The sequence below is a fragment of the Gordonia neofelifaecis NRRL B-59395 genome, from assembly GCF_000192435.1.
Lineage (GTDB): Bacteria > Actinomycetota > Actinomycetes > Mycobacteriales > Mycobacteriaceae > Gordonia > Gordonia neofelifaecis.
The window spans coordinates 1-22,434 of sequence record NZ_AEUD01000023.1 but is presented as its reverse complement, the minus strand read 5'-3'; the positions used below and the strand labels follow the sequence as shown (position 1 = coordinate 22,434).

General features: G+C 68.7%; 20 protein-coding genes, 1 tRNA gene and 1 pseudogene. 13 read left to right on the top strand and 9 right to left on the bottom strand.

The features are described from left to right. Positions 1-22 precede the first annotated feature (22 nt). From SCNU_RS18625 to SCNU_RS18600, 6 genes are all read left to right on the top strand, one after another. Positions 23-616, top strand: coding sequence for a rhomboid family intramembrane serine protease (locus SCNU_RS18625; protein WP_009680969.1), 594 nt, complete (start codon positions 23-25; stop codon positions 614-616). Beyond that, a complete protein-coding gene (gene murI, locus SCNU_RS18620; RefSeq protein WP_083812636.1) occupies positions 613-1,416 on the top strand; it encodes a glutamate racemase in 804 nt (267 codons plus the stop codon). Before SCNU_RS18625 ends, murI begins: the two co-directional genes overlap by 4 nt. Before the next feature lie 105 nt (positions 1,417-1,521). Beyond that, complete coding sequence (locus SCNU_RS18615; RefSeq protein ID WP_040518904.1) at positions 1,522-2,298, top strand: cyclic nucleotide-degrading phosphodiesterase; 777 nt, start codon at positions 1,522-1,524, stop codon at positions 2,296-2,298. Between the two features lie 917 nt (positions 2,299-3,215). Then, entirely contained in the window at positions 3,216-3,974 is a 759-nt protein-coding gene (gene rph, locus SCNU_RS18610) for a ribonuclease PH (protein ID WP_009680966.1), read from the top strand. Continuing rightward, positions 3,971-4,594: an RdgB/HAM1 family non-canonical purine NTP pyrophosphatase gene (gene rdgB / locus SCNU_RS18605; RefSeq protein ID WP_009680965.1), complete on the top strand. Its 624-nt coding sequence runs from the start codon at positions 3,971-3,973 to the stop codon at positions 4,592-4,594. The genes rph and rdgB overlap by 4 nt, the downstream gene beginning before the upstream one ends. Continuing rightward, the gene (locus SCNU_RS18600; protein ID WP_009680964.1) at positions 4,591-4,887 is read left to right on the top strand and encodes a DUF2470 domain-containing protein; all 297 of its coding nucleotides are present in this window, start codon (positions 4,591-4,593) and stop codon (positions 4,885-4,887) included. Before rdgB ends, SCNU_RS18600 begins: the two co-directional genes overlap by 4 nt. Positions 4,888-4,893: 6 nt before the next feature. On the opposite strand, the gene SCNU_RS18595 is transcribed toward SCNU_RS18600, so the two are convergent. Next, positions 4,894-5,322 (bottom strand): DUF3817 domain-containing protein, encoded by a 429-nt coding sequence (locus tag SCNU_RS18595; protein WP_238526490.1) that lies wholly within the window; start codon positions 5,320-5,322, stop codon positions 4,894-4,896. A 44-nt stretch (positions 5,323-5,366) separates the two neighbouring features. Further along, positions 5,367-5,771 carry a glucitol operon activator gene (locus SCNU_RS18590; protein ID WP_009680962.1) on the bottom strand — a complete coding sequence of 135 codons (405 nt, stop codon included), beginning with the start codon at positions 5,769-5,771 and terminating at the stop codon, positions 5,367-5,369. Positions 5,772-5,907: 136 nt separating this feature from the next. Here SCNU_RS18590 and SCNU_RS18585 point away from each other — a divergent pair, with 136 nt between their 5' ends. From SCNU_RS18585 to SCNU_RS18570, 4 genes are all read left to right on the top strand, one after another. Further along, positions 5,908-8,481: an ABC transporter ATP-binding protein/permease gene (locus tag SCNU_RS18585; protein ID WP_009680961.1), complete on the top strand. Its 2,574-nt coding sequence runs from the start codon at positions 5,908-5,910 to the stop codon at positions 8,479-8,481. Beyond that, complete coding sequence (locus SCNU_RS18580) at positions 8,478-10,229, top strand: ABC transporter ATP-binding protein (protein WP_009680960.1); 1,752 nt, start codon at positions 8,478-8,480, stop codon at positions 10,227-10,229. Before SCNU_RS18585 ends, SCNU_RS18580 begins: the two co-directional genes overlap by 4 nt. A gap of 38 nt (positions 10,230-10,267) precedes the next feature. Next, positions 10,268-10,942, top strand: a complete 675-nt coding sequence (locus SCNU_RS18575) for a pentapeptide repeat-containing protein (RefSeq protein ID WP_009680959.1) — start codon at positions 10,268-10,270, stop codon at positions 10,940-10,942. A 92-nt stretch (positions 10,943-11,034) separates the two neighbouring features. Continuing rightward, entirely contained in the window at positions 11,035-11,622 is a 588-nt protein-coding gene (locus tag SCNU_RS18570) for a hypothetical protein (protein WP_009680958.1), read from the top strand. 21 nt (positions 11,623-11,643) lie between these two features. Here SCNU_RS18570 and SCNU_RS18565 read toward each other — a convergent pair. Next, a tRNA-Leu gene (locus SCNU_RS18565) sits at positions 11,644-11,731 on the bottom strand. Between the two features lie 32 nt (positions 11,732-11,763). On the opposite strand from SCNU_RS18565, the gene SCNU_RS18560 reads away from it, so the two are divergent. Next, positions 11,764-13,272 (top strand): DUF7782 domain-containing protein, encoded by a 1,509-nt coding sequence (locus tag SCNU_RS18560; protein WP_009680957.1) that lies wholly within the window; start codon positions 11,764-11,766, stop codon positions 13,270-13,272. Between the two features lie 91 nt (positions 13,273-13,363). On the opposite strand, the gene SCNU_RS18555 is transcribed toward SCNU_RS18560, so the two are convergent. The 5 genes from SCNU_RS18555 to SCNU_RS18540 form a co-directional block, all read right to left on the bottom strand. Continuing rightward, positions 13,364-13,999: a LysE family translocator gene (locus SCNU_RS18555; RefSeq protein ID WP_009680956.1), complete on the bottom strand. Its 636-nt coding sequence runs from the start codon at positions 13,997-13,999 to the stop codon at positions 13,364-13,366. Between the two features lie 23 nt (positions 14,000-14,022). Then, the gene (locus SCNU_RS18550; RefSeq protein ID WP_009680955.1) at positions 14,023-15,258 is read right to left on the bottom strand and encodes a trans-sulfuration enzyme family protein; all 1,236 of its coding nucleotides are present in this window, start codon (positions 15,256-15,258) and stop codon (positions 14,023-14,025) included. Next, positions 15,218-15,811 carry an OpgC domain-containing protein gene (gene opgC, locus SCNU_RS21000; RefSeq protein ID WP_274378033.1) on the bottom strand — a complete coding sequence of 198 codons (594 nt, stop codon included), beginning with the start codon at positions 15,809-15,811 and terminating at the stop codon, positions 15,218-15,220. The genes SCNU_RS18550 and opgC (SCNU_RS21000) overlap by 41 nt, the downstream gene beginning before the upstream one ends. Beyond that, on the bottom strand, positions 15,757-16,485 hold the full coding sequence (gene opgC, locus SCNU_RS20995) for an OpgC domain-containing protein (protein WP_274378032.1): 729 nt from the start codon (positions 16,483-16,485) through the stop codon (positions 15,757-15,759). The genes opgC (SCNU_RS21000) and opgC (SCNU_RS20995) overlap by 55 nt, the downstream gene beginning before the upstream one ends. A gap of 106 nt (positions 16,486-16,591) precedes the next feature. After that, positions 16,592-18,379 (bottom strand): AMP-dependent synthetase/ligase, encoded by a 1,788-nt coding sequence (locus SCNU_RS18540; protein WP_009680954.1) that lies wholly within the window; start codon positions 18,377-18,379, stop codon positions 16,592-16,594. 142 nt (positions 18,380-18,521) lie between these two features. On the opposite strand from SCNU_RS18540, the pseudogene SCNU_RS18535 reads away from it, so the two are divergent. Continuing rightward, a pseudogene (locus tag SCNU_RS18535) lies at positions 18,522-20,334 on the top strand (DEAD/DEAH box helicase). 323 nt (positions 20,335-20,657) lie between these two features. Here the strand turns inward: SCNU_RS18535 and SCNU_RS18530 are convergent. Then, a complete protein-coding gene (locus SCNU_RS18530) occupies positions 20,658-21,245 on the bottom strand; it encodes a TetR/AcrR family transcriptional regulator (protein WP_009680953.1) in 588 nt (195 codons plus the stop codon). A gap of 96 nt (positions 21,246-21,341) precedes the next feature. Between SCNU_RS18530 and SCNU_RS18525 the strand changes: the two genes are divergently transcribed. Further along, positions 21,342-22,364: an ABC transporter permease gene (locus tag SCNU_RS18525; RefSeq protein WP_009680952.1), complete on the top strand. Its 1,023-nt coding sequence runs from the start codon at positions 21,342-21,344 to the stop codon at positions 22,362-22,364. Positions 22,365-22,434: the final 70 nt, after the last annotated feature.

The window sequence follows — 22,434 nt, the reverse complement described above, 5'->3', positions numbered from 1 at the left end:
CCCGGAGCCGAGCGGGTCGCCGATGCCCAAGTGGGAGCGGTCGGGCATCACGATGGGCGTCATCGCCGTCGTGTTGCTGGTGATCGAGGCGATCGACATGGCGATCGGTGGGGACCTCGACGAGTACGGCATCGTGCCGCGACAGCTGTCGGGCCTCGACGGCATCCTCTGGGCGCCGCTGCTGCACGCGGACTTCGCGCACCTGATCGGCAACCTGATTCCGGGCGTGGTGCTCGGATTCCTGCTCCTGATGTCGGGCCGTTTCCTCTGGGTCACGGCGATCGTGTGGGTGGTCAGCGGCTTCGGCGTCTGGCTGACGGCGCCGTCGGGGTCGGTGACGATCGGTGCGTCCGGGATCGTCTTCGGCTGGTTGTCGTACCTGTTGATCCGGGGGCTGTTCAACCGCGACGTCTGGCAGGTCCTCGGCGGCGTCGTCCTGCTCGCGGTCTACGGTGGAATCCTGTGGGGTGTACTGCCTCACGGCGACGGAGTGTCGTGGCAGGGACATCTGTTCGGGGCGGTCGGCGGTGTGCTGGCGGCCTGGATGCTGTCGGATCGACGCGATGCCGGCGGCTCCGCGCGCACTCGACCAGAACTCAAGGGAGGCCCGCGATAACCGAGCTGGGAACCGGTCCCATCGGCATCTTCGACTCGGGCGTCGGCGGCCTCACCGTCGCGCGCGCGATCATCGATCAGCTGCCGGACGAGGACATCATCTACATCGGCGACACCGCGAACGGTCCCTACGGGCCGTTGAGCATTCCGGAGATCCGCAAGCACGCGCTCGCGATCGGCGACGAACTCGTTCAGCGTGGCGTCAAGGCGATCGTCATCGCCTGCAACACCGCGTCGGCGGCCTGTCTGCGGGATGCGCGCGAACGCTACGCGCCGATTCCGGTGATCGAAGTGATCCTGCCCGCGGTGCGTCGCGCCGTGGTCGCGACCAAGACCGGCCGAATCGGCGTGATCGGCACCGAGGCGACCATCGCCTCGCGCGCCTACCAGGACTCGTTCGCCGCCGCGCGCGACGTGGAGATCACCGCGGTCCCGTGCCCGCGCTTCGTCGACTTCGTGGAACGCGGCATCACGAGCGGCCGTCAGATCCTCGGACTCGCCGAGGGCTACCTGGAGCCGCTGCAGGAGGCGGACGTGGACACCCTGGTCCTGGGCTGCACGCACTACCCACTGCTGTCCGGCGTGGTCCAACTGGTGATGGGCGACGAGGTCACGCTCGTCTCCAGCGCCGAGGAGACTGCCAAGGACACGTTCCGCGTGCTGACCGAGAGCGACACGCTGCATCCGCACACGAATAGGCAGGCGCGTCGCCAGTTCTCCGCGACCGGCGATCCCGAATCCTTCCGCAAGCTCTCGACCAGGTTCTTGGGACCTTCGGTGGGTCACGTGGAGCACTTCTGACCACTGCCGTGTGGCCTTCCGCACCGTCGGCACGGGACCAACTCACCGGTCACAAGAGGCCGGTTCGATGCCGGATTCTCGGGTCGGCATGGCAGAGTGTTGGCCATGCGTTTGACGGTGCTCGGGTGTTCGGGGAGTGTGAACGGCCCCGGGGCGCCGTGCTCCGGCTACCTGGTTCAGGCCGACGGGCATCAGCCTGTTCTGATCGACTGCGGACACGGCGTCTTCGGCGAGTTGCAGCAGCACGCGGACCCGAATCGGGTCGCGGTTCTGCTCAGCCATCTGCACGCCGACCACTGCATGGATCTGCCCGCGATGCTCGTCTGGCGCCGTTGGGCGCCGACTCCCGCGACGGAGCGCTCGCTCCTGTACGGACCGGCAGGCACGGCGGTCCGGGTCGGCGCCGGCGCCTCCGAGTATCCCGGTGAGGTCGACGACCTGTCGGACACCTACGACGTCCGCGAGTGGGTCGACCGCGAGCCGGTCGAGATCCACGGCCTGCACATCGAGCCGTTCAAAGTGAACCATCCGCCGAGCACGTTCGGCCTGCGGATCACCGGCCCCGACGGCGAGGTCCTCGTCTACAGCGGCGACACCGGGATCTGCGACGAGGTCGTCGACCTGGCTCGCGACTCGGACCTCTTCCTCTGCGAGGCGTCGTGGACTCACGAGCCCGGCGTGCGCCCCGAGGGCCTGCATCTGTCCGGCGTCGAAGCCGGACAGGTGGCACACCGCGCGAAGGTGCGCTCGCTCGCCCTGACCCACGTCGTGCCCTGGGCCGACTCCGCCGCCATCCTCGACGAGGCCTCCGGCGAATACGCCGGCCCCCTCCAGCTCGTCCACCAGGGCCAGGTCATCGAGGTGCGTAAGCCGGTCTGCTGAGTCGGGCGGTCGTTCCGCTGGTTGAGCCGCGACGAACGCAGTGAGGAGGGTGTCGAAACTTCGGCACTCGGGCTGGGGTGGTCGTTGTTGGGTATCCGCGCAGTTCGACGACGGGCGCGCGCTCGCTGATCGCGCGTTCGTCGCGGAGTTGCGCGGATGCGGCGGATTCGCTGGTTGAGCCGCGACGAACGCAGTGAGGAGGGTGTCGAAACTTCGGCACCCGGGCTGGGGTGGTCGTTGCTGGGGTATCCGCGTAGTCCGCCGTTAGAAGCTGGGTTGTGAAGCCGGCTTCTGGCGGTGGGTTACGCGGATGCGGTCGTTCGTTGTATCCGCTCAGTTCGATGACGGGCGCGCGCTCGCTGATCGCGCGTTCGTCGCGGAGTTGCGCGGATGCGGCGGATTCGCTGGTTGAGCCGCGACGAACGCAGTGAGGAGGGTGTCGAAACCTCGGCACCCGGGCTGGGATGGTCGTTGCTGGGTATCCGCGTAGCCGGCCGTTAGAAGCTGGGTTGTGAAGCCGGCTTCTGGCGGTGGGTTACGCGGATGCGGTCGTTCGTTGTATCCGCTCAGTTCGATGACGGGCGCGCGCTCGCTGATCGCGCGTTCGTCGCGGAGTTGCGCGGATGCGGCGGATTCGCTGGTTGAGCCGCGACGAACGCAGTGAGGAGCGTGTCGAAGCCTCGGCACTCGGGCTGGGGTGGTCGTTGCTGGGGTATCCGCGTAGTCCGCCGTTAGAAGCTGGGTTGTGAAGCCGGCTTCTGGCGGTGGGTTACGCGGATGCGGTCGTTCGTTGCATCCGCTCAGTTCGACGACGGGCGCGCGCTCGCTGACCGCGCGTTCGTCGCGGAGTTGCGCGGTTGCGGGGGCACGTCGTCCTCACCGGCGGATATGTCGGAGTGTCCAGTAAGGTCGGGGGCGTGACTTCACGAGCAGACGGCAGGGCCGACGACGAACTCCGGCCCATCAAGTTCACCCGCGGTTTCACCTCTCATCCGGCCGGTTCGGTACTGGTCGAGTTCGGGAACACCCGCGTCATGTGTACGGCCAGCGTCACCGAGGGCGTGCCCTCGTGGCGGCGCGGTTCGGGCCTCGGCTGGCTCACCGCCGAGTACTCGATGCTCCCGGCCGCGACGCACGAGCGCTCGAAGCGTGAGTCGGTGCGCGGCAAGATCGGCGGCCGGACGCACGAGATCAGCAGGCTGATCGGCCGTTCGCTGCGCGCGTGCATCGACCTGGCCGCATTGGGCGAGAACACGATCGCGATCGACTGCGACGTGCTGCAGGCCGACGGCGGTACGCGGACCGCCGCGATCACCGGCGCGTATGTCGCGCTCGCCGACGCGGTCACGTACCTCGGCGCGGGAGGCAAGCTCGCCGACCCGCAGCCGCTGTCGTGCATCATCGCCGCGGTCAGCGTCGGCGTCGTCGACGGTCGCGTCCGCCTCGACCTTCCGTACGAAGAGGATTCGCGCGCCGAGGTCGACATGAACGTCGTCGCAACCGATGCGGGCACGCTCGTCGAGGTGCAGGGCACCGGCGAGGGCGCGACCTTCGCTCGCGGCACGCTCGACAAGATGCTCGACGTCGCGTGCGCCGGCATCGAGAACATCGTCGCCGCGCAGCGCGAGGTGCTCGCGCAGCCGTACCCGGGCCTGCTCCCGGGCGGCGCGCAGTGACCGGCAAGGTCCTCCTCGCCTCGAACAACGCCAAGAAGCTCGCCGAGCTGCGACGCGTCGTGGAGGCCGCGGGCATCACCGGGCTGGAGGTGCTCGGCCTCGGAGACGTGGCCGCGTACCCGGAACCGGTGGAGGACGGGGCGACCTTCGAGGACAACGCGTTGATCAAGGCGCGCGCGGCGGTCGCGCAGACCGGTCTGCCGTCGCTGGCCGACGACTCGGGCCTAGCAGTCGATGCGCTGAATGGGATGCCCGGCGTGCTCTCCGCACGGTGGAGCGGCGGCAAGGGCGACGCCGCCAACAACGACCTCCTGCTCGCCCAACTCGCCGACGTCCCCGCCGAGCGGCGCGGCGCGGCGTTCGTCTCGGTGTGCGCGCTGGTGCGACCGGGCGGGGAGGAGGCCGTCGTTCGCGGCGAGTGGCGCGGCACCATCCTGCGCGACGAGCGCGGCGCGAACGGCTTCGGCTACGACCCCCTGTTCATCCCCGACGACGAGATCGCCGCGGGCCGCACGTCCGCCGAGCTGGCGCCAGAGGAGAAGGACGCACTGAGTCATCGCGGGAAGGCGCTGGCGCAGTTGGTTCCGGCGCTCCGGGCCCTCGCCGAGGGGCAGTCGTGACGGACTTCGACGAGTCCGTCGTCGCCGCGGTCCTCTCTCACATGAACGACGACCACGCCGACGACAATCTCGCGATCGTGCGGGCCTTCGCCGAGCCGGAGGCGACGGCGGCAACGATGACCGGGTTCGACTCGGCCGCGGGGGAATGGACGGCGACGGTCGACGGCGCGCACCGATCAGTGCGCGTGCCCTGGGCCGAGGAACTCACCGACCGCGCATCGATCCGTCGCGAGGTGGTCGTCCTGTACCGCGCTGCCGCGCAGCGGCTGGGGATCGAGACAGGCGACCACTGAACGGCTCTACTCGATGCCGAACTCTTCCTTGACCTCGCGGGTGCGGATGTGCTCGAACCAGAACGACAGGAACGGGATGGTGCCGGCGATCGCGGTGAGCACCAGCTTCGGCAGCGACCAGCGGACCTTGATCGAGAGATCGACGGTGCAGATCAGGTAGATGAAGTAGATCCAGCCGTGGACGAACGGGACCGGTTTCATCACGCCGACGATTCCGCCCTCGGCGGGCACCACCGTCAGGCCCGTCTGCCACCACGTCCACCCACCCGACAGCGCTACGACGACCATCTCGGCCACGAGCAGGAGCAGCCACACGCCGGTCACCCAGGCGAAGATGCGGTAGCGCAGCAGCGCGCTGCGGATCTGCCTGTTGCTCGCGGTGACGGAGCCCTTGGTTTCCGGGGCGTCGTCGGAGGGCTTGGCGGTTTCGGTCACGTCGTGGTCCTTCATTTCGGTCGCGCAGACGACAGCGGTGTGCGTCAGTCGTGCTTCGGGTGCTTGTCGAGTTCGGCGAGGTACTTGTTGTACTCGGCGAGGTCGTCGTCGGGGGCGGCGTCGAGGATCGCCGAGACGGACGGATCGTTCTTGGTGGGGCGGTCCGGCAGGATGCCCTCGGGGATCTCGGTCGGTTCGTCGCGGTCGCGTCGCTCGGCGTCGGGGTCTGCCTCCATCACCACGAACCGGCGGTACGCGTAGACGACGGCGACCGCGAATGCGGGCCACTGCAGTGCGTAGCCGAGGTTCTGACCGGTGCCGGACGACGACTCGTACCGGCCCCACTGCCACCAGGCGAGGGCGAGGCACGCAATCGCCGCGACCGCCACCAGCACGATGAGCGCGGGGCGGTGACGTCGTTTGGCGGTCGACGACGGGGAGTAGTTCACACCTTCGAAGGTACCCGGTCGACCGGTGTGACCTGGCCCCGGTGAGTCCGCCCCCACTGTGCCGTCGGACACCAGTCTGCTAATAATTAGCTAAGCCTAATCTTAGGCAACTGGCGGGTCAGACGATGGGATCGACATGGGCAAGGGGTTCCAGGGAGCGATGCTGCGCGCTCTCGGAGCAAAGAATCACCCGGCGACGGTGACCGGGGTGGAGTGGGTCACCGAGCACGTGGTGCGGATCGACTTCCAGTGCGACGAGATCCTGCACATCGGCGGAGAGAAGCCCGCGGCGTGGATTCGGGCATGGTTCCCGGACGTCGGCGGCGGATCTAAGTTCCACCAACGCGGGTACACGCTGCTCGATCCCGATCCGGGTAACGGAACGTTCGGAATCTGCTTCCTCGTTCACGAACCGGCGGGTCCCGCGTCGATGTGGGCGCGGACCGCGCAGGTGGGCGACGAACTGCTGATGACCCGCCTCGGCGGCGACGGATACGACGTCGGCGGGGACGGCGACGCACCGCGCGGTTACCTGCTCATGGGCGACGTCGCCGCCTGGCCCGCGATCATCCGCGTCATCGACCACGTGGCCGACGACGTCCCGATCCGCGTCGTCATCGAATACGAGAACGACGACGACCGCGACCTGCCGATGCCCGACCGGGCCGGACTAGTCGTCGACTGGGTGCCGACCAGGTCCGACCGCCGCGCGCTCACCGACGCCATCGGCCACGACGACTACCGCGGCTGGCACACCTGGGTGACCGCCGAGAGCAAGGCGACGCGCCTCGCCAAGGGCGTGCTGAGCGTGAATCACGAGCAGAACAAGGCGACCATGCACACGCAGGCCTACTGGATGGCCGGTCGTGCGATGGGAAAACAGATCGATACGGCGACTGAGAGCGAAGTCGTGGCGGACACCGTCGCGGTCGACGCAGGCGCACGGCCGACTCCGGCCGACGCTGAGATGCCAGTCCGCGCGTCGACGCCCGTCGAACCCGCCGAGTCCGTTCTCAAGCCCGCGCTCCCGGCACTGATCGTCGCCGGACTGTTCGCGCTGGTGCTGGCCGTGCTCGCGGTGGTCCCGCTTATCCTGTTCGCCGAACTGGCACGACTGCTGGTGGAAGGTGCCGACCGGCAGGAGCTCATCGACGTCGCGGTGGCGGCGGTGATCGTGCTGGCGGTCGGAGCGGTCGGCAGCGCGGTGCTGATCACCGTGCTGCACGTCTACGACCAGAACTACGCGGCGGCGCTGCGCAGACGCGTCCTCGGCAAACTCACTCGACTGCCGCTCGGATGGTTCGCCGGACGACGCAGCTCCGAGGTCAAGAAGCTGGTCACCGACGACATCTCGTCGCTCCACTACCTAGTCACACACGCCGTTCCCGACCTGGTGGCCGCGGTGGTGACCCCGCTGGTGATCCTCGGCTACCTGTTCTCGGTGAGCTGGGCGCTGGCGCTGGTCCTGTTGCTGCCGGTGATCCTGTACGTCGTCGCGATGGGCAGGCTCGCCACCGCCGACAAGCCGCGTCTGGAACAGAAGATGCGATGGGATGCGACACTGCCCGGTGACGCCGAGCGGTACATCTCGACCCAGCAGGTGAGCCGGGTGTTCGGCGACCGCGCGACCACCGATCTGCCCGCCCAACTGCGTCGCGTCACCGAGTTCATGAAGGATTGGCAGCGCGCGACCATCGACACCAAGTCGGTGATCCTGCAGCTCAACCGTCCGACGACCTCGATGGTCGTGGTCGCGCTCGCGGGCACCGCGCTGATCACCACCGGACAGATGAATGCGGTGGCGATCCTGCCGTTTCTCATCCTCGGAACGTCGTTCGGCGACCGTCTGCTCGCCGCGTCGTACGCCATCGGCGGGCTCCGCGAGGGCATGAACGGCAAGACCTCGCTGGATCTGCTGCTGTCGGCGGGCGAGTTGGAGGGCGTCGAACCGAGCGGGGCCGAGGTGGTCGATCCGACCGGGCCGGCGCACGTCCAGCTGCGAGGCGTCACGTTCGGCTACACCCCCGGACGACCGGTGATCAGCGATCTGACCCTCGACCTGCGCGCCGGCGGCACGACCGCCGTCGTCGGCCCGTCGGGCGCGGGCAAGTCGACCGTCGCCGCTCTCGTGGCGCGACTCTGGGACCCCGATTCCGGAGCGGTGCTGCTCGACGGCGTCGACCTCCGCGACATCCCCGAGGCGGAGCTGCGGCGGCGCATCGCCGTCGTCCTGCAAGACGTCCAGCTGATCCGCGGCACGATCGCGGAGAACATCGCACTCGGCGTTCCGGGTGTCGATCGCGCCGCGATCCGCGAGGCCGCCCGCGCCGCGTTCATCGCCGACGTCATCGAGTCGCTGCCCGACGGCTACGACACGATCGTCGACCGCGACAGTCTGTCCGGCGGCCAACGTCAGCGGCTCGCCATCGCCCGCGCGCTGCTCGGCGATCCGCGTCTGGTGGTCCTCGACGAGGCGACCGCGGCCGCCGACCCGGACTCGGAATGGGAAGTGCGGCAGGGACTGTCGAAGCTGCTCGCGGGCCGCACGGTCCTGGTGGTGGCGCACCGGCTGCACACGATCGCCGACGCCGACCATATCGTGGTGCTCGACGGCGGGCGCATCGTGGAGCAGGGGACCGGATCCCGACTGCTGGAACTCGGCGGACGGTACGCGGCGATGACCGCTCAGGCACAGGAGGCACTCCGATGAGTACGGCTTCGACCACCGGCACCGACACCGCGCGGGTCTTCCCGACAATCTTTGCCGACGTCCGCGCGATCACCGGCGACGACGGCCGCCCCCACCGCGTCGCGTTCTACACGCTCACCGCGGTGTCCACCGCGCTGCAGGCCGCCGCGGTCCTGCTGCTGATCCCGCTGCTCCGCGCGCTGTTCGGCGAGAGTCCATCGGATGCCTGGATCTGGGTCGCGGTGATGGCAGTGGTGCTCGCGGCCGGGTGGACGGCCGACATCCTCGCCACGCGCGCCGGGCTCCGGATGGGATTCGGGCTCGTCGACGCTGCCGAACGCGCCGGGATCGCGGCGATCCGCAGGCTCGACACCGCGGATCTGCACGGCGACCGGGCCTCCCGCCTGCGGAGCCTGGTGACCAAGTCCGGGCCGGAGTCGACGTCGGCGGTCGTGCTGCTGTTCTCGCCGTTGATCCACGCGGCATTGCTGATCCCGATGCTCGCCGTCGGACTGTTGTTCGTGTCTTGGCCGCTCGCGCTGGTCGCGCTCGTCGGCGGAGTGGTGCTGCTCGGCGCGTTCTATGTCGGCCGCCGGTCGGTCGCGAAGTCGGAGGAGGGATTCACCGAGGCCGGGCGGGCGCTCGACGATCGGATGTTCGAGTTCGGCTGGGCGCAGCCCACCCTGCGGGCGGCCGGGGTCGGCAGCACGACTGTCGACGCCGTGGTGACCGAATCGCGACGTCGCGGACTGCGACTGCTGGCCTGGCAGATTCCGGGAGACCTGCTCTTCACCGTCACCGGGCAACTGGTGCTGCTCGCGTTCGGCGTCACCACCGGCGCTCTCTATCTCGACGGCGACCTCTCGGGCGTCACGGCCGCCGCGATGATCGTGGTCCTGCTCCGCGTCGTCGAGACGACCGGGTCGCTGTCGTTGCTGGCGACGCCGATCGCCGGCGTGGAACGGCTGCTCGGAGAGCTCCGCGAGCTCGTCGCCGAGGAGGCGGACGCCGGCGAGACCGCCACCGTGGTCCCGGGCACCGGTGTGCCGACGTCCATTCAGCTGAGCTCGGTCGGCTACACCTACCCGGACGGCACCCGCGCGCTCAACGAGGTCGACCTCGACGTGCGGCCGGGTGAGATCACCGTGCTCGTGGGCGCCTCGGGGTCGGGCAAGTCGACGCTGCTCGACGTGCTCGCCGGTCTGCGTGAGCCGACCGCGGGCGCCGTGCTGGTCGACGGCGCGCCCGCGACCTCGGCCCGGCGGCTCGGGGAGTCGGCTGTCGTCTTCCAGAGCACCTCGCTCAAGCCGGGCACTCTCCTGGAGAACGTCGCCACGGGCACCACGCCGGAGCTGGCCGAGATCGCGGATCTGGCGCAGCTCGACGCGGTCCCCGAGTCGCTGCCGGACGGCTGGGATTCGCGGATCGGCGACGGCGGCAACACTCTGTCGGGCGGCGAACGTCAGCGGGTCGGACTCGCGCGGGCACTCGCCAAGCGCGCCGGGGTGCTGCTGGTCGACGAGGCGACGTCGTCGCTGGACGTGATCACCGAACGCGCCGTGGTCGATTCCCTGCGGCGGATCCGCGGCACGCGGACGGTCGTGGCGGTGACGCATCGACCGGCGCTGGTCGCCCTGGCCGACTCGGTGGTCGTGCTCGACGAGGGCCGCGTCGTCGACTCCGGTGCCGTCGACGAACTGCTCGCACGCGGCGGCGTGTTCGCCGATCTGTGGACGCGCTGGCGCGAGTCGGAGGGCTGGCAGGTGTAGCGGGCAGGTTGTCCGACGCCGGCGCTAGAGTCGCGACTGTGGAATCGGACCGACGCGAGCGCAGCAGACCCATCCGGAGACCCAAGATCGATCGGCTCAATCTGACCGGACTCGACGACCTGACCGTCGACGCGCTCCAGGCGCACGAGTCGATCGAGTTCGGCCGCTTCCAGGATGCTGAGCTGGTCGATCGTGACTTGTCGGGCCTCACGCTCACCGACTGTGAGCTGTCGAACCTCACGATCGATTCCGTTGAGCTCGGCGGCGGCCGGATCTTCGACTCGGTGCTCGCAGGCATCAACGCGCCGCGTCTGTCGGCGGCGCGCGCCTCGATCCGGAACGTCCGACTCCGTGGCAGCCGGGTCGGCGCGTTCGATCTGTTCGAGGGCAAGGTCCGGTCGCTGGTGGTCGAAGACTCCAGACTCGGGCTGGTGAACCTGCGCGGCAGCGACGTGCGCGACGTCGTCTTCCGGGACTGCCGGATCGACGAGCTCGATCTCAGCGAGGCGGCCGTCGCGCGGATGAGTTTCGAGAACTGCACCGTGCGCGCGCTGGAGGTCCACCGGTCGACGCTGATCGACGTCGACCTGCGTGGCGCCGACATCGAGACGGTCCGGCATCTCGACGGGCTGCGCGGCGCCGTGGTCGACAGTGATCAGGTGGTGCAGTTCGCGGCGCACTTCGCCGCGCATCTCGGGCTGGTGGTCGAATAGGTCCGCCGAACAGCCCCGCAACTTCGCGCATCGCCCTAATCTGAAACACGTTCTAGTTGTGCCGTGTGATGCGGACGGATGAGAGGCGTGCTGTGGAGAAGGTTGATCTGCTGATCTGGGACGACGACGCGGCGAATCGGGCGCGGGAGCTGAGCGTTCCCGGTCTGCGCGAGCTGCAGGTGTCGGTGGCGGCCGATCTGCCGAACGCCCCGCTGCTGATGGGGCAGGGACAGTCGCTGCGCGGTGTCGCGCAACTGTGGCTGGATTCGGTCGACGTGTGGCCGCAGGTGGTCGACCAGGTTTCCGGCGACGCGTACCTGGTGACGGAGTCGGTGCCGCAGGCGGTGGAGCCGGGGGAGTTGCTGACCCATTTCACGTGGTTCCCGAAGCCCGACCGGCTGTCGGAGGAGGAGTTCTTCCACGGCTGGCACGTGGTGCACACGCCGTCGTCCGCGCTGCTCCACCCGCTGCGGAAGGGGTACGTGCGCGACGCCGTCGCGCGGACCCTGACCCCCGGCTCTCCGCCGGTGCGCGCGATCGTCAGTGAGTTCTTCGACGAGGACGTGTATCTGGATCCCGCCCGACTGTTCGCACCCGGCGAGCTGAAGACCACCGGCGAGGAACTCCCGCTCTACGCTGACCGCGAGGCGATCTCGAGCCGTCCACTCCGCCGGGTGTGACACTCCGGGCCGGTCGTTTCTTGGTGCGCGAGAAGGGACTTGAACCCTCACACCACTAGTGGGTACTGGAACCTAAATCCAGCGCGTCTGCCAATTCCGCCACTCGCGCGTGCAAGGCAACTGTACCGGTACGCTCAGGCGGTGATTCGCTACCCTCTGGACGCCCCTGACCTCGTCGACGCGCTCGGTGCGGACCTCCGCGCGGCGGGCTATTCGTCGGACGGCATTGCGTCCCTTCTCGGCGAGGAGGCGAGCGGGGCGCTGGTCGGCGGCGTGTGGTGGCCCGCGCTGCGACAGACGCGGCGCGCCGGGGCCGACGACGCCGCGCTCGCGACGCTGATCCGACTGTTCCTGCTCGGTGCGACCGAGCCCGTCGACGACGTCGCCGCGGCACTGCCGAGCGTCGGCGTAGGTGCGCTCTTCGACCAGCGGGTGATCGAGGAAGCGGACGGCGGAGTGCGCGCGATCCTCGACATCCGGCCGCACGGCAGCGACAACGCCGACCATCTCGTCGTCGCCGATCAGGACGCCTCGATGCGTCCGGGTGCGGTCGCGCACGACCATGTGCTCGGCATCGGCGGGGCATCGATGTCGTTGGCGCAGGCCGTGATCCGCACGCCGTTCGGCCGCGCACTGGACGTCGGCACCGGGTGCGGAGTGCAGGCGCTGCACATGGCGTCGCACTGCGACGAGATCGTCGCCACGGACACCAACCGCCGGGCGCTCGCGCTGGCGGCGGCGACGGCGCGCCTCAACGGATTCGACTGGGACCTCCGCGAGGGCAGTCTGTTCGAGCCGGTCGCCGGCGAGAGGTTCGACCTGATCGTCTCCAATCCGCCGTTCGTGGTCGGCACGGGTGCCCAGGACTACATCTATCGAGACTCCGGCATGGTCGGCGACGACATCAGCAGGCAGCTCGTCGAGCAGATCGGCGACCACCTCAACCCCGGTGGCGTGGCGCAGATCCTCGCGAACTGGGTGGTGCGGGACGTCGACGCGTGGGACGAACGCGTCCGCGCCTGGGTCGAGTCGACCGGACTGGACGCCTGGGTGGTGCAGCGCGAGCTGGCCGACCCGATCAGCTACGTCTCGCTGTGGGTGTCGGATGCGGGGGAGTCGGTGGTCGACGCCGCCGAGCGCGGGGCACGCTGGCTGGACTGGTTCGAGGCGGAGGGCATCGTCGCCGTCGGAATGGGGTCGATCACCTTCCGCAAGCCCGCGGTCGCCCGGGATCGTCCGGCCGACGTGGTGATCGAGGAGATCACCGCGGCGGGCCAGGAGGTCACCGGCTTCGAGGCCCAGTCCTTCTGGGCCCGCCGCGACTTCCTCCGTGAGAACGACGACGCCGATCTGCTCGCCTCCCGGCTCTCCACGTCGCCGGTGTTTCTGGAGACGCAGTCGCTGCCCGGCGACGACGGCTGGCAGCAGGTCAGCGCCGCGGTGACTCGGCCGGGCGGGCCGGGCGCGGTGCTCCCGGTCGACGAGGTGCTCACCGCGCTGCTGGCGGGGTGCCGCGGCGAGGTTCCGCTGGCCGCGTTGATCACCCTGCTCGCCGACTTCCACGGCGTCGACGCCGATGCCCTCGCGGAGGCCGCGATGCCATCGATCCGCGAGGCGATCGGGCGGGGAATCCTGTACCGCACGGACTGATGCGCGACACCGCGGACTCCGCTGCGGAAATCTGTCGCGTGGCGCCGGTCCGAGGGCAATATGCCCTCGGATCGGCGTGTAGAGGCAGATTTCAGCGCGTGCGCAATTCCGTCGCCAGTCGCAGACCGAACCCGACCAGGGCCAGCCCGGCGATCAGATCGATCCGGCGGCGGATGCGCGGAGCCTGCATCCAGGCGCCGATCTTCTCCGCCGCGAGGATGAGCGCGGCGAAGTAGACACAGGTCAGGACGAGGTATACGAGGCCGAACGCGAGGGTGGTCCACCCGACCGGATAGCCGTCGGGCACGAACCCCGGCAGCAGCGTGATGAACATGATGCCGATCTTCGGATTCAGGATGTCGGTGGTGAAGCCGGTCAGGAATCCGGCTCGTCGACTGCGGGGCATCGGGGCTGCGGGACCGTCCGCGTCCGGCGACTTCAAGCTCCGAATCGACCGCAGCGTCTGCACTCCGAGGATCACCAGATAGCAGCCGCCGACGATCTTGAGGACTTCGTAGCCGATCTCGCTCATCTGCAGCACGGCCGACAGTCCCAGCACCGCCGCGACGATCCACACCAGCAGACCGCACACCACGCCGAGCGCGGTCCGGATTCCGCCGGCTCTGCCGTCCCGCGTGAGTCCGCGCATCACCACGAGCGAATCGGGGCCGGGAAGTAGAACGAGGAGCGCCGACGCGAACGTGAACGACGCCAGGGAGGAGAGCACCGGTCAATGGTAGGGGCGCGCAGTCAGCGCGGAACCGCCGAGTCGAGTGCGGCCGCGAGGTCCGCCTTGATGTCGTCGACGTCCTCCAGCCCCACCGAGAAACGGAGATGCCCGTACTCGCGGAAGCCGTCCGGATACGCGGCCACGCGGGGACCGCCGGTGCCGACGTGGACGATCAACGACTCGTCGTGCCCGACCGAGACCGCGGAGGTCACCACCCTCAGATCGTTCACGAAGCGGTTCTGCAGGTCGGGATCGCCCTTGAGCGCGAAGGCCATGATGCCGCCGTAACCGCCCATGCCGCGGGTGCCGTCGCCGAACTGTCGCTGTGCCAGCCGGTGCTGCGGATGGCTCTCCAAGCCGGGATAGGCGACGTAGGCGACGCGGTCGTCGGCTTCGAGGAAGCGCGCGATCTCCAGCGCGGACTCCTGGTGCTGACGCAGGCGCAGTGGCAGCGTCACTGAGCCGCGCATGATCAGCCAGGCGTTGAACGGCGAGATGACGCCGCCGACGTCGACCATCGCCTCGGACCGGATCGGCTCGACCAGGTCGGCCCGGCCGATGACCGCTCCGCCCATCGCGTCGCCGTGGCCGTTGATGTACTTGGTGAGCGAATGGACGACGAGCCCGGCCCCGTCGTCGAGCGGCCGGTAGAGCGGCGGCGGCGTGAACGTCGAATCGACCATCAGGATGATGCCGCGGGAGTCGGCGATCTCGGCCAGGGCCGCGATGTCGGCGACCTTGGTGGTCGGATTCGCGATCACCTCGGTGGCGATGAGCCGGGTATTCGGGCGGATGGCGGCGACGACGGCGTCGTGATCGGTGATGTCGACGAACGTCGCTTCGATGCCGTACTTGCGGGGGAGCAGGGACGTCCACAGCTTGTACGTCGCCTCGTAGGTGGTGTCGGAGACGACGACGTGGTCTCCGACGGACACGTGCGCGAAGAAGACCGCGTGCAGGGCCGCCACGCCCGAGGCCAGGGCGACGGCGTCGCCGCCGTGCTCGAGCCGGCACAGCTTGTCCTGCAGGGCGATCTGATTGATCCCGGTGTTCCGGGTGTAGGTGAGGTGCTCCGGATTGGACCAGTCCATCGTCGACGGGTCCGGCGGCAGGTGATACGAGTTCGCCATGATGATCGGCACGCGGACCGCGTCGCCCTCGCCGCCGAACCCCGCGCCCGCGACGTGGTTGCCGCCGTGGACGCTCAGTGTCTGATCACCGATGGACCCGAGGACCTTCTTGTCCGGCCTGCTCATCACTCCGCTCTCCGTTCCGGCCGCGTGCCCGCCGCCCTCTGCCCGCCCAGGTGTCTGCGATGGACGTGACGATCAGCATCGGCGCGCGATGCAGTTTGTCGACGCCCAGCCGGGTGCGGAACTCGGCCCACGCCCAGCACGCCGCGAACACCGCCACCGCGATGACGATGGCGAGCGTCGGCTTCCACGGACGGTCCACGATCAGGATCGGGATCGCGAGCAGGCACACGGCCTGCAGCACGTAGGAGTCGAGACTGCGCGCGCCGGTCGACACCAGCGGACGCAGCAGATCGCGACACGACCAGCGTAGGACGGCGCGAAAGACGCCGTACACGCAGGTCACGACCAGGAACGACAACACGACCCGCGCCGGACCGATGTCGACCTTGTCGATGAGCAGCACGACGTGACCGCGCAGATCCTCGGAACCGACCATGTCCTCGACGGTCAGGCCGACGAGCATGCAGATCACCAGGAGGCCGACGAGCCACCGGTCGATCAGCTCGGCCACCCGCCAGCGGTCCCAGTTCCAGCCGATGACCAGGGCAGGCACGAAAAGCATGGATGTGCGAGTTCAAAAACCCCCTGCCACGCCGCCCAGTTCTGGATCGGCGGCCCGCCGGGGAACGACTCGATCGTCATCCAACTCGTTCCCGTCGTGCCGGTCGGCCAGATCATCGTCGCGGCGAACAAGCCGAGCGAGGCGCCGAGTACCAGCGGCCAGGCCCGCTGGGCGAGAAGCGGCACGACCACCAGCGCCGACGCCATCAGGATCAGATACAGCAGGAGGATGTTCCCGCCGCTGGGCAGGTAGCGCATGGTCGCCGCCCACTCGAGCTTCGTCCCGAGCGACGGATTCGCGGGCAGGACCGCGAGTTCGCGGAACGTCTTCGGCGCGACGGCCTCCGATGCGGCGACGGCCGCCAGTGAGATGAACAGCTGACACACGTACAGCACCGCCACGCGCTGCACGAGGCGCCGCGTCGAGTAGCGGAGCCCGAGGCGGCCGATCCATCGCTGATGCACTATGCCGAGCACCAGACCCGACAGCAGGACGAACGCGCTCATTCCGTCGACGTAGGGAAACGCGTGAGTCGGGGCCGAGGCGATGGTCCCCGCGGCGAAATGCAGGCTGATCATGCTCCAGATCGCCAGGCCGCGCGTCGCGTCGATCGCGAGATCGCGTCCACCCGACGTCGACGGCCGGAAATGCCGACGACGGCGCACCGGGCTCGATGCCGGTGCGCCGTCGCGGGGTCGATCAGCGTCGCGGGACAGGTCAGAGATTGCTCGTCACACTCCAGGAGTCAGACGGACCCGCCCGCGGGTGGGGTCACGTGTACAGATCCGCGATCGCCTGCTGGTACGACTCGTGGATCACGTTCCGCTTCAGTTTCAGAGTGGGCGTCAACTCGCCCGTCTCGATCGTGAAGTCGGTCTCGAGGATTTCATACTTCTTGATCGCCTCGGCCTTCGACACGGTCTTGTTCGCGTTCGAGATGGCCTCGTCGATCTCGGCGCGCAGGTCGGCGTTCTGGACGAGCTCCGACAGCGGCGTCGTCGCCGACAGACCCTTGCGCTCCACCCAGCCCGGCAGTGACTCGGGATCGAGCGTGATCAGGGCGGCGATGAACGGCTTCTTGTCGCCGACCACCAGGCACTGGCTCACCAGCGGGTGCGCGCGGATGGTGTCCTCGAGCTGAGCGGGGGAGACGTTCTTGCCGCCGGCGGTGACGATCAGTTCCTTCTTGCGGCCGGTGATGAACAGGTAGCCGTCCTCGAGGCGGCCGATGTCGCCGGTGTGGAACCAGCCGTCCCGGATCGCCTCAGCGGTCGCCTGATCGTTCTGCCAGTAGCCGGAGAAGACCATCGGGCCCTTGAGCAGGATCTCGCCGTCGTCGGCGATCTTCACGCTCACGCCGGGCACCGGTCGGCCGACGGACCCGATGCGGCTGTGCTCCTCGTTGTTCGCGGTGACCGCGGCGGTCGTCTCCGACAGTCCGTAGCCCTCGAACACGGGGACGCCCGCGCCGCGGAAGAAGTGGCCGAGGCGCTCGCCGAGCGGCGCGCCGCCGGATATGGCGCCCTCGCAGTTGCCGCCGAGGGCCGCGCGCAGCTTCCCGTAGACCAGCTTGTCGAAGACGGTGTGCTTGACCTTGAGCACGAGGCCCACCTCGCCGGCCTCGTCGGCCCGGCTGTACTCGATCGCGGTCTCGACGGCCTTCGCGAAGATCTTGCCCTTGCCGCCGTCGATCGCCTTCTGCTCAGCGGTGTTGTAGACCTTCTCGAACACGCGCGGTACCGACAGCACGTAGTTCGGTTTGAAGACGTCGAGGTCGGGGATCAGATTCGGAATGTCGTTGGTGTGCCCGAGGACCACGCCGTTCTCGACGCAGCCGACGGCGATCACGCGGGCGAAGACATGCGCGAGCGGCAGAAACAGCAGCGTCGACTTGCCCTCCGACAGACCGTTGCCCACCGACTCCGCGGCCGCGGCGCATTCGGTGATGAAGTTCGCGTGCGTGAGGACCACGCCCTTGGGGCGGCCGGTCGTACCCGAGGTGTAGATCAGGGTCGCCGGATCCGACGCCTTCGCCCCGGCCTCGCGCTCGTCGAGCGCCGAGTCGGGAACGTCGGCGCCGCGCTTGCGGAGCGCGTTGACGGCGCCGTCGTCGATCACCAGCGTCTCGCGCAGTGCGGGCGCGCCGGCGATGACCTCCTGGTGAGCCGACCGATTCGCCGCGGTCTCGACGATCAGGATCGACGCGGCCGAGTCCGTCAGGATCCAGTCGACCTGGTCCGGTGACGAGGTCTCGTAGATCGCGACGGTGGTCGCACCCGCGCGCCAGATCGCGTAGTCGATGAGGCTCCATTCGAAGCGGGTGGACGACAGCAGTGCGACGCGGTCGCCCGGGTTCACGCCCGCGGCGATCAGACCCTTCGCGACGGCGTCCACGTCGTCCGCGAAGGCGCTCGCGGTGACGGTGACCCACTGCCCGGAGTCGGCGCGCTTGCGGAACAGCGGCAGCGTCGGGCGATCCCTCCGGTAACGCTGCAACGCGGTGATCGTGGTGGCGTTCTCATCAACTGTCGTGATGGATGGAGTTGTGAACTCCTGCATGGTGACGTCCCCTTGTGATACGAATTGCTTGATCTGTCTAACGAGAACCAAGTGAAACGAACCGTACCTCACATCTCAGTGAGGGGCGTCACAGGGTCTTGACGGGGTACTATCTACACCCGATGACTAAGAATGTTCGCCGATGAGCGAATCAGAGAACAGCAGCTCTTCCGCGTCTACGGCCGGGGAGTCCACCGCTTTCGGTGACCTCGGCATCGACTCTCGTGTGCTCAAGGCGCTCGATGACGTCGGCTATGAGACCCCGTCGCCGATTCAGGCGGCCACCATCCCGCCGTTGATGGACGGCCGCGACGTCGTCGGTCTGGCGCAGACCGGCACCGGCAAGACGGCGGCGTTCGCGCTCCCGGTGCTGACCCGACTGGACACCTCAGCCCGCAAGCCGCAGGCGCTGGTGCTCGCGCCGACCCGCGAGCTGGCGCTGCAGGTGGCCGAGGCGTTCGGCAGCTACTCCACCTACATGCCCGAGGTGAAGGTCCTGCCGATCTACGGCGGCCAGAGCTACGGCATCCAGCTGTCGGGCCTGCGCCGCGGTGCGCAGGTGATCGTCGGCACGCCCGGACGTGTGATCGATCACCTCGACAAGGGCACCCTCGACCTCTCGCAGCTCGAGTTCCTCGTGCTCGACGAGGCGGACGAGATGCTGACGATGGGCTTCGCCGAGGACGTCGAGCGCATCCTCGCCGACACGCCGGACGAGAAGCAGGTCGCGCTGTTCTCCGCGACCATGCCCGCCGCGATCGGCCGTCTGGCGCGCAAATACCTGAACAACCCGCAGGAAGTCACCGTCAAGAACAAGACGGCGACGGCGCAGAACATCACGCAGAAGTACCTGCAGGTGTCGCACCAGCGGAAGCTCGACGCACTCACTCGCGTGCTCGAGGTCGAGCAGTTCGACGGGATGATCATCTTCGTCCGCACCAAGTCGGCCACCGAGGAACTCGCCGAGAAGCTGCGCGCCCGTGGGCTCAGCGCCATGGCCATCAACGGTGACATGGTGCAGGCACAGCGTGAACGCACCATCAACCAGCTCAAGGACGGGTCGCTCGACATCCTGGTCGCCACCGACGTCGCCGCCCGCGGCCTGGACGTCGACCGGATCTCGCACGTCGTCAACTACGACATCCCGCACGACGTCGAGTCGTACGTCCACCGCATCGGCCGCACCGGTCGTGCCGGACGGTCGGGCACCGCGCTGCTGTTCGTCTCGCCGCGTGAGCGTCACCTGCTGCGATCCATCGAGCGGCACACCCGCCAGGATCTCGAAGAGATCGACCTGCCGAGCGTCGACGACGTCAACGCCCAGCGTGTCGCCAAGTTCGCCGACTCGATCACCTCGAACCTCGGCTCGGACAATCTCGATCTGTTCCGCGGACTCGTGGAGAACTACGCCCGGGAGAACGACGTCGCGATGGCCGACATCGCGGCGGCGCTCGCACTGGAGACTCGCGACCGTGCGAGGTCGCGAGCGATGAGGAGTACCCCACGTCACTCGGTGCCGACCTCGGCAGAAGCGTCGTGAACGTCCGGAGCGCCGGGACCGCGCACCGCGAGGCGGTGGTCACTTCGCGACCTACCGCATCGCGGTCGGCCGCAAGCACAAGGTGTCGCCGGGGGCGATCGTCGGCGCGATCGCCAACGAGGGCGGGCTCAGCCGCGGCGACTTCGGCAACATCAGCATCCGCGACGACTTCAGTCTCGTGGAGCTGCCGAACGATCTCGACGCGGAGACGCTCGGGATGCTCAAGCACACCCGGATCGGCAAGAACCCGATCGACCTGCGTCCGGACATGGGTCCGCCGCGCGGTCGTGGCGGACCTCGAGGCGGTTCGCGCGGGTACGACGACCGCGGTCGCAAGGGCGGATTCCGCCAGGGCGGCGACAAGTACGGAAAACGTCCGGCCCGTGTCGCCGGACGCGGCCGCGACAGCCGCTAGGCTCACGGCGCACTGCGCACAAGGTTGACCGCTCACGGCCCAGAATGCCTGTTTTCACAGGCACGGGACGTGAGCGGTCAACCTTATGCGCCGCTTTGATCTATGGGGCTGGTCGGGCGTCGGAAGGCTGGGGGCTGCGCCCGACGCGATGAGGTGAAGGTCCGCCCCCCAAGCTGGTCGAGTAGCCGCGGCGTATCGAGACCCCGCGCACTGGGACGCAGGTCTCGACACGCTCGCTCACTTCGTTCGCGGGCGGCTCGACCGACCTGGGAAGGGCGAACGGCCTTGTGCGGCGGTTGGCGTGATCTGCGGAACCCCGGACCTCACAGATCGATGATCGCCTGGATGCGCGGCCCGAAGTCGTCGATGATCTCCTGCGTGGTCATGGAGGTGAATGCGGGCGCGCCGACCAGGTAGCGCATCAGGGCGAGGCCGAAGATGCAGCTGGCGACGGCCCGGACGGTCTCCTCCGACAGTCCGACGGTCTCCGACAGGATCGGCATCATCTCGTCGGAGGCGAATCCGCCGAACGCCTTCGCCGCGCCCTCGTCGTTCGCCGCCGACCGAAGCATCGTGTGCAGGGCGGGACCGGCGTCGTCGCTCTCCCACAGGGTGGTGAACGCGGTGATCAAACGCGTCCCGAGCTGATCGCGCGGCCCTTCGATCGCGGCCGTCACCCGGGCCACCGGATCGCCCGGGATAGCCATGGCCGCGGCGAAGAGTCCGCGTTTGCTGCCGAAGTAGTAGGAGACGAGCGCGACGTCGACCCCGGCCTCGGTCGCGATCGCCCGCATCGACGACTTCGCGAATCCGCTCTGGCTGAACAACTTTCGTGCGGCCGCCAGGATCTCGTCGCGCGTGGTGCTGTCGCCGGTGCGCCGGCCGGTGCGGGCGGGGGCGTCGTCGCTCATCTGTCGAGCATAGCCCGAATTCAACAGCTGTTGACTTGAGTTCGGGCGCGCGCCTAACCTGCTATTCAACGTTTGTTGAATTATTTGGAGGTTGTCATGTCGACGACGAAGAAGCTGACCGGCGTGGTCGTCGGCCTGGCGATCGCGATTCCGCTGGTGCTGCTGATGTTCATCGGTCCGGCCTCGCGCGGAACGCCGCACGACGTGCCGATCGGGGTGGTCGGACCTGCGGGAGCGGTGGAGCAGGTGGACTCGGTGCTCGAGCAGAAGCAGCCCGGCGGGTTCGACGTGCACGCCTACGCGTCGGCGGACGAACTCCGCCGGGCGGCCCGTGACCGCGTCGTCTACGGCGGCTTCGTCCTGGCACCGCAGCCGCAGACGGTGATCGCAACCGGCGGCAGCCCCGCCGTCGCCACCATGCTCACGCAGATCGGTGCGGCACTGCCGAACGCCGGACCGGTGATCGATGTCGCGCCCCCGGCGGCCGACGATCCGCGAGGCTCCGGCTTCGGATCAGTGGTGCTCCCGGTCTTCATGACCGGCATGGCTCTCGGGCTGGTGGCGGCCACCGTTGGCAGGCGCAGGCGGGTCATGGCGGTGATGCTGCCGATCGGGGCCGCCGTGGTCGGAGCGACAGCGGTCGGCGCCGCGATGTGGATCGGCGTGCTGACGGGCGGGTTCTGGGCGCAGTGGCTGGCCATGTCGACCGGCATTCTGGCCATCGGGTCGCTGGTCGCGGGCGTGGTGTCGGTGATCGGGCCCGCCGGAATGGGGTTGGTCGCGCTGCTGCTGATGATCGTCGGCATGCCGCTCGCCGGGATCGCGTCGCCGCCGGAGTTCCTGCCTGGGATCTGGGGGACGGTCGGCCAGTCGCTGCCGCTCGGAGCGACGGGGACCGCGCTACGCAGCGCCACCTTCTTCAACCCGTCGGGTCTGGTCGGTGCCGGCGCGGCCACCGCGTACATCGTGCTGATCGCGTGGATCGTGGTCGGATACGGGTCGATGCAGGTGCGCAGGCGTCCGCAGGGCGACGTGGTCGCGGAGGTCATCGAAGTCGTCGGAGGCGATCCGGCGCAGACCACGCTGGTCGAGCGGCCGGTGGCGATTCCCGTCGGCTGAGGTTCTCGGGGCGGGTGCGGGGTGATTTCGACTCGCTCCGCTCGCTCAACCCGGATCCACCGATGGGTTC